The organism is Paenibacillus sp. VTT E-133291, from assembly GCF_002264395.1.
Taxonomy (GTDB): Bacteria; Bacillota; Bacilli; order Paenibacillales; family Paenibacillaceae; genus Paenibacillus_AQ; species Paenibacillus_AQ nitricinens.
Genome location: NZ_NFVA01000147.1, coordinates 1 through 9,534 on the forward strand (window position 1 = coordinate 1; position 9,534 = coordinate 9,534).

The 9,534-nt window shown below is 47.8% G+C and carries 15 protein-coding genes; 2 read left to right on the forward strand and 13 right to left on the reverse strand.

What is annotated here, in order from left to right:
* Window positions 1-375 precede the first annotated feature (375 nt).
* The 11 genes from CA598_RS30185 to CA598_RS30225 all read right to left on the reverse strand — a co-directional run bounded on the left by CA598_RS30185 (window position 376) and on the right by CA598_RS30225 (window position 7,119).
* On the reverse strand, window positions 376-834 hold the full coding sequence (locus CA598_RS30185) for a hypothetical protein (RefSeq protein WP_094878878.1): 459 nt from the start codon (window positions 832-834) through the stop codon (window positions 376-378).
* 34 nt (window positions 835-868) lie between these two features.
* Window positions 869-1,042, reverse strand: coding sequence for a hypothetical protein (locus CA598_RS32490; RefSeq protein WP_179283801.1), 174 nt, complete (start codon window positions 1,040-1,042; stop codon window positions 869-871).
* The gene (locus tag CA598_RS32050) at window positions 1,035-1,451 is read right to left on the reverse strand and encodes a hypothetical protein (RefSeq protein ID WP_143812480.1); all 417 of its coding nucleotides are present in this window, start codon (window positions 1,449-1,451) and stop codon (window positions 1,035-1,037) included. Before CA598_RS32050 ends, CA598_RS32490 begins: the two co-directional genes overlap by 8 nt.
* Window positions 1,452-2,014: 563 nt before the next feature.
* A complete protein-coding gene (locus tag CA598_RS30195) occupies window positions 2,015-2,992 on the reverse strand; it encodes a hypothetical protein (protein ID WP_094878880.1) in 978 nt (325 codons plus the stop codon).
* A gap of 68 nt (window positions 2,993-3,060) precedes the next feature.
* On the reverse strand, window positions 3,061-3,885 hold the full coding sequence (locus CA598_RS30200; protein ID WP_094878881.1) for a BRO family protein: 825 nt from the start codon (window positions 3,883-3,885) through the stop codon (window positions 3,061-3,063).
* A 36-nt stretch (window positions 3,886-3,921) separates the two neighbouring features.
* The gene (locus CA598_RS30205; RefSeq protein WP_094878882.1) at window positions 3,922-4,284 is read right to left on the reverse strand and encodes a hypothetical protein; all 363 of its coding nucleotides are present in this window, start codon (window positions 4,282-4,284) and stop codon (window positions 3,922-3,924) included.
* A gap of 882 nt (window positions 4,285-5,166) precedes the next feature.
* Window positions 5,167-5,379, reverse strand: coding sequence for a hypothetical protein (locus CA598_RS32055; protein ID WP_143812481.1), 213 nt, complete (start codon window positions 5,377-5,379; stop codon window positions 5,167-5,169).
* A 517-nt stretch (window positions 5,380-5,896) separates the two neighbouring features.
* Window positions 5,897-6,169, reverse strand: a complete 273-nt coding sequence (locus CA598_RS30210; protein WP_094878883.1) for a hypothetical protein — start codon at window positions 6,167-6,169, stop codon at window positions 5,897-5,899.
* Window positions 6,170-6,287: 118 nt separating this feature from the next.
* A complete protein-coding gene (locus CA598_RS30215; protein ID WP_094878884.1) occupies window positions 6,288-6,626 on the reverse strand; it encodes a hypothetical protein in 339 nt (112 codons plus the stop codon).
* Window positions 6,623-6,922, reverse strand: a complete 300-nt coding sequence (locus tag CA598_RS30220) for a hypothetical protein (RefSeq protein ID WP_094878885.1) — start codon at window positions 6,920-6,922, stop codon at window positions 6,623-6,625. Before CA598_RS30220 ends, CA598_RS30215 begins: the two co-directional genes overlap by 4 nt.
* Before the next feature lie 17 nt (window positions 6,923-6,939).
* A complete protein-coding gene (locus CA598_RS30225; RefSeq protein ID WP_094878886.1) occupies window positions 6,940-7,119 on the reverse strand; it encodes a hypothetical protein in 180 nt (59 codons plus the stop codon).
* A gap of 161 nt (window positions 7,120-7,280) precedes the next feature.
* Here CA598_RS30225 and CA598_RS30230 point away from each other — a divergent pair, with 161 nt between their 5' ends.
* Window positions 7,281-7,499, forward strand: coding sequence for a helix-turn-helix domain-containing protein (locus CA598_RS30230; RefSeq protein ID WP_076273088.1), 219 nt, complete (start codon window positions 7,281-7,283; stop codon window positions 7,497-7,499).
* Between the two features lie 183 nt (window positions 7,500-7,682).
* Here the strand turns inward: CA598_RS30230 and CA598_RS30235 are convergent, their stop codons facing one another.
* Entirely contained in the window at window positions 7,683-8,018 is a 336-nt protein-coding gene (locus tag CA598_RS30235) for a hypothetical protein (RefSeq protein WP_094878887.1), read from the reverse strand.
* 102 nt (window positions 8,019-8,120) lie between these two features.
* Here CA598_RS30235 and CA598_RS30240 point away from each other — a divergent pair, with 102 nt between their 5' ends.
* A complete protein-coding gene (locus tag CA598_RS30240; RefSeq protein WP_373455855.1) occupies window positions 8,121-8,531 on the forward strand; it encodes a DUF3102 domain-containing protein in 411 nt (136 codons plus the stop codon).
* Here the strand turns inward: CA598_RS30240 and CA598_RS32060 are convergent.
* On the reverse strand, window positions 8,450-9,157 hold the full coding sequence (locus CA598_RS32060) for a ParB N-terminal domain-containing protein (RefSeq protein ID WP_143812482.1): 708 nt from the start codon (window positions 9,155-9,157) through the stop codon (window positions 8,450-8,452). The two genes, CA598_RS30240 and CA598_RS32060, sit on opposite strands and share 82 nt — an antisense overlap.
* Between the last annotated feature and the right edge of the window lie 377 nt (window positions 9,158-9,534).

The following is a 9,534-nucleotide window of genomic DNA, read 5'->3' on the forward strand; positions in this document are numbered from 1 at the left end:
TACGTTCGCTTACGCTGTAACATCCGCGTTGTTCTATACTTAACGTAATAGATTCGATACATAGCGCTATACATACGAAGTAAACTCCGTTTATTAACATCCGCGCTATTCTATGTCTTTGCCTACATGAGTTACTACTCTGATTAATCATCATGAATAGGTACGAGCTCATTCCTTTGCAAAACCTATCTCAGTCACTCTTGTTCCCTCGAAACTATCTTTATGCGCGATTAATCTATTAATCCTATAGTCCCGCGAGGATTCATGAGCGTAGCGAATTAATCGGATGCGGTAATGTTTTGTTTATTCTTACATGTTCGTTATTACACGTTTGTTCTTATTACCGTCACTCCTCGGTGATTTAGGTAATTCACTCTACAGTGCATTAGGTAAATCACTCTCCGGTGAATGACCATATAGAACGTCTAATTTAGCGCGTATCTGCTCGTCAGTAAGCCCGCTATAATATTGCGGATAGTAAAGTTTATCGCGTTTATTAGACGTATAGTCCATCGCTGATTTAACGAGTCCCACCGCCTCCAGCACGTCACATAACGGCTTAATCCGGTTACGTCCGATGCCCGTGTCGTCAGCAATACGCTGTACGGAAGGGAACGCGCTCATGTACCGGTCATTGTCTTGTTGCCCGTTCACCATCGAAAGTAGGTACGTATAGATAGTCGCTATATGCGCGTTGCTCTTATCGTACTCGCGCGCGATCGGTACTATTCTGCGGAATAAATCATGCGGGACCGGAGCGTAGTGCCCTCGGTCCAAAAACGATGATTTACGTCTAGCTGCTTCGTGTCCTAAATCACGGAATTGCTTGCCCATACTCCATATCACTCCACTCCACGTAATTTATGAGCTAGTTGCCCGCGCCATACTCGTCTAGACTCCGTTTAACGCCGTCATCCTTCGCGTATAACCAGAAGCGTCCACCAGTCTTTTCGTTAAGTCCTACGCAAATATAGCGATGTCCAGCCGTGCGCAGGAAGTGGAACATAGCGGGCGAGTAACAATAAAGGTAATCCCTAGGCAACACGCAACTCCCCTTTCAGTCTACTTAAAACTTCGCCAATCTCCCGTATAGACAAATCGTATTTTATGCGAATCATAGGAACGCCTTCCTTTGCGCAATATCTGTCTTTCCTACGGTCAAACTCCTGTTGGAACACGAAGTTATCGCCGGCCTTACTTGGGTCTTCCCCTTCAAATACCGCCGGACGGTAATGCTGTTCCCCATCGTATTCTATAAACGCAATAGGTTCTCCGGAGAGGCCGAGCACTGCGAAGTCGAATAGTAGAGGTCTCCCACAAACTCCGGTAGCACCTTTTCTGCGCACTTGCGTTCTATATTCTAACTGGTAATAGTCTAACCAGTATTTTACTGTTTTCTCCCCAACGGACTCAATGTCGCCAGGATCAATAATGACATTTATGTCGTACATACACTTTGAGCATAGGTCGGTGCCGTACATGCGATCTCTCCTAACAAGAGACCATTTCCGAGGCCTTCCTACCTTACCGCAAGCGTCACATATGGGCGTAACTAGACGTTCGCACCCACGAGGTAAATCTTCTACTGATACCTCAAGCTTTTTTACTCCGGGGCCTATAGCGTACCCTCTGTCTATGTAGTATTGACGGTTGCGAAAAGCCGTACTTACCTCTATCGTCTTCTCTAGAACTCCCACTCTACCATCCCCTCCATCGTTAAAATAACGTAAGGACGTGCGGAGTATACCCGCAACATTCGTAACCCTTATCGCTCTGTACTCTCTTAGTCCGCAGATCGTGTAGAATATAGGTATCAAAAAAAATAAATGTGCCTTTCTATATCTCCCGATAAGAAATCACGTAAAAAGCAACCTTCGGAAGAAATAAACTTAAACGTAATCCGCCGCATGACTCGTTCGCCTTTTATCCCTTTGGTTTATGCGGGGGTTTTGCGGCAGCGATCTCCCTTATTTCTTTCTGCAAAGTATCTAAATATACATCCTTACGGATACATTTACGCAACCTTTTCCGTAATTAATTTTCGAATTCTTAATAGCCGCATTTTCACGGTTAAGTAAGGTAATCCGAGCTTCTCCGCCGCATATTTTCGTGAGAGAAGGTACTCACCGTCCGGAAGTACGTGGTAGGCCGCGCAATCCCCTGCAGCCATGTCCGTTTCGACAATACCGATAAGCTCACGCAGGAAATCCGCCTGTTTACTGGATACGCGTCTATATACGTAATCTTCCGTAGAGTTAACGCCCAATATCGTTCGGATCGCTCCCTCATAAAAAGGCGCGATCATCCGCCGGCGCCCGTCTACGGTGACTCTCCGCATCCCTTTTCGGCGCGCTTGGGCTTCGTAGTAGCGCGTTAACAACGCCTTATTGACGTAGGTGACGATCTCCCTCGGACTACGGCTGACATCGGCGTATTTTAGCGCGTACTCTAGTGCGCCGACCAGGTCCGTCATAACTTCCGCCCGTATACGCGTTTCTTCAATCACGGCTTCGCGTTCAGTACGTTCCGCAACGTCTAGGGCGCGTTGGTACTGCGTAAATGAACTGCCGAATCCTTCTTCGCGGAATCTTCGCTCTATGCGGCCGTTCTTTTCTCTTAGCCAGGCGGTAAATTCGGGAGTTAACGTGTACTCATAGCCGAAATCGTTATGGCGCACTGGTTTGAATGGGATGCGCATACGTAAATCGAGCACCATTATGGATAAATAACGGTTAATCTCCGAGTGAGCCCATCCGGAATCTTTACGGATATAGAACACGCGCTTGACGGCTTTCTCGCGGATTGCCTTTATCCGATAAGCGATATATTCCTCCGGGCTTGTCAGATTAATCGAAATGTCGTGCGTGAAGTTCGTTTTATATCTACGTGAAGTGTTCGCTAAGAAATCCGTTTCGACATCTTCTAGTACTACGTCGATTATGTGGCGATCCCCGGTCATTTGGTACGTGGTTACTGCCTGGATAAAATCCATCCGTATTCCTCCTCCGTTTGTTTATGATAAAAAAGGTACCGCAAAGTAGCCGATACCTCTTTTATTAGTTATGCATTCAAGCGCAGGGTAACCGCCATAGGCCGTGATATATGCGGAATCGGCGGTTTGGACACCGCAGGTAACCCTTCCCGAACACGTTGATACATATCGACGATTAAGTCTATCCCCTCGGCGGTAGCCTTAACGGTGTTGTTAAGTAGGAATCCGCCCTTGAAATAAGGAACAACACGAAAATACTTCTCGTAACCTTTACGCGGCGGGAAGCATCTGTCAATTTTACGTGAGTAAAGAACGCCGTGTTTCTGTAGAAAAGCCGTGATTTCCTCCGCACCAACTACCCCGCCCATGAAGTGTTTACCGATCGTTGTAAACGCCGTTAATCCCTCGGAATCGAGAAACTCCGTGTATTTGTCCGCTTTTGGCTGTATAACCGCAATATGTTCGGTCTGTTTCCGGACAGTCTCGAGTGTCGCCGCGAACATCGCGCGAGTAGCCGCATCTGCGAAAGGCAGGTAAGTGTCGATAAAGAGCGCGTCATTTACTACCGCACCGCCTGTTTTGCGTATCGTCGGGAGTATCTCGTCGAATAACCAACGCTCGAACTGCTCGGCTTCCGGTAGTTTTGAGCGAACAATTAAGCGGTAGACGTTCCCCTCGTCTATGAACTTCGTTTTCTGAACACCGCCATCTGTAAGGATGTCGTGAATCACGACGCCCTCATCACGGCAATGTCTTGCGAGTGCATCACGTGGGTTTGAGTATCCAAGTGCGGATGCAACCTGCGACGCTGCAAACAGCTCCTTCCCTTCGATAATTAATAGCTGAACGTTCCCAAATCTCTCATGCGTAAACAATTTCGTCAACTGATCCATAACGACGCCTCCTTTTGTTTGGTTGTATATAAACGACTAAGCCACGTAAGGTAGCCGAATCGGTATTTGATCCGCCAGGACTCGAATCTCTCCGCTATCATCCCGCACGTTAATGTCTTCACCCTCGCGTACTTTCCGTATTAGTAGAACACCGTCGGGGGTCACGCCCGTGTAACGCATAATGAACGGAGGTTCTGGCGTCTCCGTCACCTCAAACTCGTGGATAACGAAATACTTCGGAATAAAGCGTTGTAGCGGCAGACCTTTTTTACGCAACACCTTGCGGCGGTACAAAAACTCGCGCATAGTACGCTCGTCCCATCCGAGCACTAGTGCAGCTTGTCCTAACGTAAACGTCGCTGAGCCAAAACGACCAACAACGCAGCGATTATCCTTCATATAATAGCGTCCTCCCTTATCGATAGTTTTATGGTTAAGCGGATATAGGCCCCTATAATTATTAACGTAAACGCCGCCCCTCCCGCACACTTTCCACGAAATTTTCCTCCTATCGTATTAATCGTAGTCTGCGCAGCCTCCCGCACCTTTTGCGGTATTATCTACAGAGGCCGGTCCTGCTGACACACTTTCCGTATACTTGTATTAACGTTGGCCGATCGCATTCCGTACACCTCCTACGATAATATCCGCAATGACTTCGACCTCGCGCACCTCCTACTTATACACTCGTAGTCTGCGAAGCTTCACGCACCACCTATGTATATAGACGACGCCCGCAATGATTCCCGCACCATCTGCGGAAAAATACCCCTATACTAGAGATAGGGACACTAATTACACAAACTGCGACATGCGTCATCCTACGTTAATATATAAAGGCTGCGCCCCGTTACGCACTGTCTACCGTATCCTTACAGAGAAAGTCCCTCCCCGCACCGTCTTCGGAATATAATTACCTATACTATATATAAGGTCATAAAACACCGGAGTTGGGATACGCGCTATACTACATTATTGGAAGTCTGCAGACACTCGCGCACCATGATCGCATGAAAAAGGACGCTTTCTTCTTCCTATAGCGCCCGTATATACTATATATAGTTTATTTATGTAAAAATAACCCAATATATAGTGTTTGTAAACATTCTTATAAACAGGAATTATTTTTTAAAATATTTGGAACCTATTGAACATATGTTCGTATTAGTGTATTATAAGGAACAAGCAACCCCGGATGCCCCCGAAGCTACTCGTAGTAAAGGCGGTGCCATCCGCTATATGTTAACGTAGCTTTGGACGGCCAAGTCCGAACTACAGTGATTAGCGTAATAAAATCCGGCCACACATTGGCGTGAGTGACCGGACGATCCGAACACATTTGGCGTTGTATACGGTTGTTACGCGCAGTGTTGACGCACTACGTTGTGACGCTTGGCGGCGCTGAAAGGCAGTTACAATCCCGCATGGCGATCCGTCATTTGGCGCTGACAGTACGGGGTTAGGTTCACCGTGAACCTGAGTAGGTAAACGCAATTTTGCGTTCTCCGCTTCGAGTTCCTCCGGCTGCAACCGATAGGAGCGGAAGGGTGTCGGTTGTAGCTACACCCTAAGTTGAACATAGGCCGTCAACGATGCAACGATGTCGGTCCGGTAGTCCCTGGTACAAACATTGCTTTGGTCAGATTATTCGGTGTTAGCGCACCGTTATCCAAGCCGTACACCCTGCGGACGCAGGTTAATCTCAGCGTATATTTCGCCGGCCTGTAGCACGTAAAGGCGTCTGCGGTCCCGGCGGACTATTCTACGATTCCATTTCATCGGTTATCACCTCCCTTATAATGTCCCGCGATACTTGTACCCCACCAGAGTATATTCGCTTGGTAGTGCGGTGACTCCGAGAGCCCGCGCGTGTACGATCGCTATCTCAATAGCAAGCGGTAATAGTTCCTCACCAGTTAGAGTCCTGTCAGTGTATACGTTAGTAGTGATACGGCAGCACTTGCGAGAGAGTACGTAAGAGTACCAGTGTTTGCCCGGCATCATAGCGGAACTACGCTGTGACTGCGAAGTCATAGGCTGACACCTCTGTTTTTGTACGAATGATGAAGCCGAGTTCGTTTGCTTGATTAGCGCTGATTTCGATAAAGCCTGCGACGGATCTACGATTTACGGAAGGTAATGCGCGGAAGAATGCGCCAGGAAGGACAACGATTTGTTGACGGTGGAATCTACTTCTAGCGGGGAAGAGGTTGTCGATTTTTGTGACGAAAAAATTGCCGGTTCTGCGGTCGAGCGCGTATCCAATTTCAATTGTTTGTGCCATGAATGACCTCCGCGTTTAAAGTCCGACGACTATTGTATGAGTGCGGAATCCGCGACGGACGGCTCAAGTTTGAGCTCTCCGTTTCAACCCGTGCCGCGACGGGCCATCATCAGGCGGTCTATATCGTCAACCCCAATTCTAAAAGTGGCGCAGCAACCAAGTCTCGCACGATGAACTCCAACGCGGTCATGCTCGTCCAACGTTCAATCAGCGTCGGTACAACATCGGCGGTCGAGCCAATTACGTCCTCCGCAATAATCACGCCAGCGTCTTCGTTTCTTCCTACGTAAATATCCGGATCACCTTCGCTTTGGCGGACTTCCTGCGCCCATAACAAGCCGTCCGATATGAATAGAGCGCGGTCCTCTCCGACGAGATAAGCCTGTAACGTTTCGTACTGCGGTTCCTCATCATCAGCGTCATACAGGTAGATTAGCGTGATAGGCTTAGCGTTCATTGCGCAACCTCCTTACTACGCCGAACTAGCGCGGACAGAAGTTCTACAGCAGACAATTCCGTTATGCGATCGAAGAAGTCAACGCTATCAACTGGTAAATCGAATCCGACCGCGCCGGGGCCTCCGGTTGTTAGATATTCGCCGCTGACATAGTTAACACGCTCAAGGATAACGGTGCGGTATTCTGCGTCAATATAAAATGCATGGTTAGTGTCTACGAGAACGCCCGGATATTCGTAGCGCTCTATCTCTTCGTTCGTATCGCGTAACTCAGTTACAACGGTAATTTTAGTCATTGCGTAATCCCTCCGATTTAAAAGAGTAGTTCGCGGACAAAGACTGCGGTCAAGGCAACGGTAGTTTTAGCGATAGGCCATAACGCACCTTTAAGCATAGAACGGCGGTTACGGATGGCGCTCCGTGTGAGGGCGCGGCTTGGAATGAACGTTGGGACTTCTATGTTGTTAGAGATTACGGGAACTAAGTTTGACATTAGGAATCCTCCTTTATAATTATGAAACCATATGTTATAATCTGCGTATTAGTAATTAACAAGGTATCATGTAAACTAGATTACTTGTTGTCTTGGTTACATCTTATACCTTGGGCGCAACCTTGTCAACTAGTTTACGAAAATAAATTGGAGGAATTTCTGTGATTAGATTTTCATTAGATAAGATTATGAAAGAGCGCCAGTTGGAACAGAAAGATATTGTAGAAATCTCCGGTATTAACCGTAACACTATCAAGGCTTTGGCAAACAACGCGAATAACCGGATCGACTTCCCTACGTTAGATAAGTTATGCCGCACACTAGGCGTCCTACCTGGCGATTTGATCGAATACATAGACGAAGAGGACCGCGCCGAATAACGGTAGCGGTCTTTTTACGTAGAAATCACCACAAATTAGCCGTTCTACCCTCGTACCCTACCGCTACACTCCGGAAGGGCTAGAAGCGCTAATCAGGCAGATAGGACGATATACAAACAAATAAAAGGCGCAGCCCTAACGGATACCCTCCGCTAAGACTGCGCCTTTTATTACGTTCTATAATTATGTATTCGATGTTCCTAACTCTCTAACGGTTTCTCTGAATCGATACTCAAGGCCATCCGCAGACGACTTCATTCTGTACTCTGCTTCTTGAATAGCGTTCACAATCAATAAGGCACTCGCCGCTAGAGCCGCAATTAATCCCGCTATAAGTAACACAACACCTCTAGTTGCTATTATTGTGTAGTTATAAGCGTCACCACCAACTATGTGTCCGAACATACTCCCCGTCGTGTTATAGTCCGCATTATAGTCGCCGTAGTGGAAGGTAGTAACCAGACCAAAAATAACCAAACCCAACGAAACAACATACAGCAAGATAGACCAACCCTTCATATTCTCACCTCTCTTTGAAAATATAGATCACTTCTTCCAATTATACACATATTTTTAATAGAAGTGTCAACATTAACCGCCGAAATACACGCATACAAACGTGTGGCAGGCGAAGCAATATTCGAGATCGGGCGGAGGTTGAAGCACGTTAAGGATAACGGTCTAGCACACGGGGACTTCGGAAAGTGGCTCGAAAGCGTAGAGATCGACCGAACACTAGCGACGCGTATCATGCGGATTGTCGAGGAGCTCGGCGAGGCAAAATATGCCACGTGGCACAATTTAGGTCAGCGTGTCCTCTACGAAATTGCAACGCTTCCGCCTGAAGAACGGACGCAGCCGCACACAATTCCATCAACCGGCGCGACGAAAACGGTCGACGAAATGACCGTACGGGAGTTGCGGGAGGTTTACGTAGAATCACCGTCAAATCAGCGCCTATCGCCCGTAGCCTTACGCTTATACCCTCGGACAGCCTTAGCGCGGCTGATTCGCGGGCTTACGCAGGCATAGCGGTCGATATAGGCAATCTCCGCAGCCGTCCGCGCCGAATACTCGATTAACTCGAAGATGCGCATGTCGATCGCCGGCTTAGCGGGAATGTGCGTCTCCTCTTCGTCAGGCTCGTCCGCTATTTCCACGCGCTTACTTTCCGCACGCGCCAGCGTATTGCTTGCGGTCTGCGGCGAGGACACTCCGATAGCGAGCGCGATCTCTTTTAGCGTGCGGCCTTCTTCGCGGAGGCGCAGCGCTGTTTCTTCGCGTTCGGTCAGCGTCTCTGTGGAGGCGGCAATTGACGGGCGGAACTTTCCATCCGCTGATTCTACGTTTCCAACTGTGGAATTTTCCACGGTTGGAATTTCCGACATGTCTTTCGTCCAATTTAACGCTGTCTTTGGGTCAATACCTAACCATTCACCAATCAACCGATAACTCTTGCCTGCCCGACGCAAGTTTACGGCGGCTTCTTGCTTCTCCTTCTTCGATATGTCGCGGCCTAGCGTATTAAGGAAGTACGCGTGGCCTTCCTTCTCCTCGTCGGTCAACCCGAGGTGGCGCATGACCGGTACGTATTCGAGTCCGCAATCAATCGCGGCGCGGAAACGGTGGTGTCCGTCGAGGATAACGTGCGCATACAATAGCGGTTAAATATGCAAATTTACGTATAATATACATCGAATAAAGGCCGCGCGTAAAATAGTTATTGACAATGGGCGTACGTTGTGGTATTTTATAAATCTTTTAAGAACTTAAGTACTTAAAGATTTAGACCTTAAGTTCTTTTAAATTACTTATTCACTTACGTTCATAAGTAATTCGGACCGGATAAAGTACAATCCGTCCCGACATATCAGGAAACACGCGGATTAAGCCTTGTATTACACATATCTAACTGCGCGGATTTTAAAATATAAAAGATAAAACGTATCCGATGCGCCTCGCCACCGTCCGTCGCCGCGATTCCCACCGTACCCGTCGCGTGCCTTCCGTCATTCTTCCGTTAAATCACCGTTGA

What these genes read in the sequence shown, in the direction of transcription:
- CA598_RS30225 (WP_094878886.1), bottom strand. Translation starts at nt 7,119, where the DNA reads ATGTCAAACTTAGTTCCCGTAATCTCTAACAACATAGAAGTCCCAACG.
- CA598_RS30195 (WP_094878880.1), bottom strand. Translation starts at nt 2,992, where the DNA reads ATGGATTTTATCCAGGCAGTAACCACGTACCAAATGACCGGGGATCGC.
- CA598_RS30215 (WP_094878884.1), bottom strand. Translation starts at nt 6,626, where the DNA reads ATGAACGCTAAGCCTATCACGCTAATCTACCTGTATGACGCTGATGAT.
- CA598_RS30205 (WP_094878882.1), bottom strand. Translation starts at nt 4,284, where the DNA reads ATGAAGGATAATCGCTGCGTTGTTGGTCGTTTTGGCTCAGCGACGTTT.
- CA598_RS30200 (WP_094878881.1), bottom strand. Translation starts at nt 3,885, where the DNA reads ATGGATCAGTTGACGAAATTGTTTACGCATGAGAGATTTGGGAACGTT.
- CA598_RS30185 (WP_094878878.1), bottom strand. Translation starts at nt 834, where the DNA reads ATGGGCAAGCAATTCCGTGATTTAGGACACGAAGCAGCTAGACGTAAA.
- CA598_RS30235 (WP_094878887.1), bottom strand. Translation starts at nt 8,018, where the DNA reads ATGAAGGGTTGGTCTATCTTGCTGTATGTTGTTTCGTTGGGTTTGGTT.
- CA598_RS32050 (WP_143812480.1), bottom strand. Translation starts at nt 1,451, where the DNA reads ATGTACGACATAAATGTCATTATTGATCCTGGCGACATTGAGTCCGTT.
- CA598_RS30220 (WP_094878885.1), bottom strand. Translation starts at nt 6,922, where the DNA reads ATGACTAAAATTACCGTTGTAACTGAGTTACGCGATACGAACGAAGAG.
- CA598_RS30210 (WP_094878883.1), bottom strand. Translation starts at nt 6,169, where the DNA reads ATGGCACAAACAATTGAAATTGGATACGCGCTCGACCGCAGAACCGGC.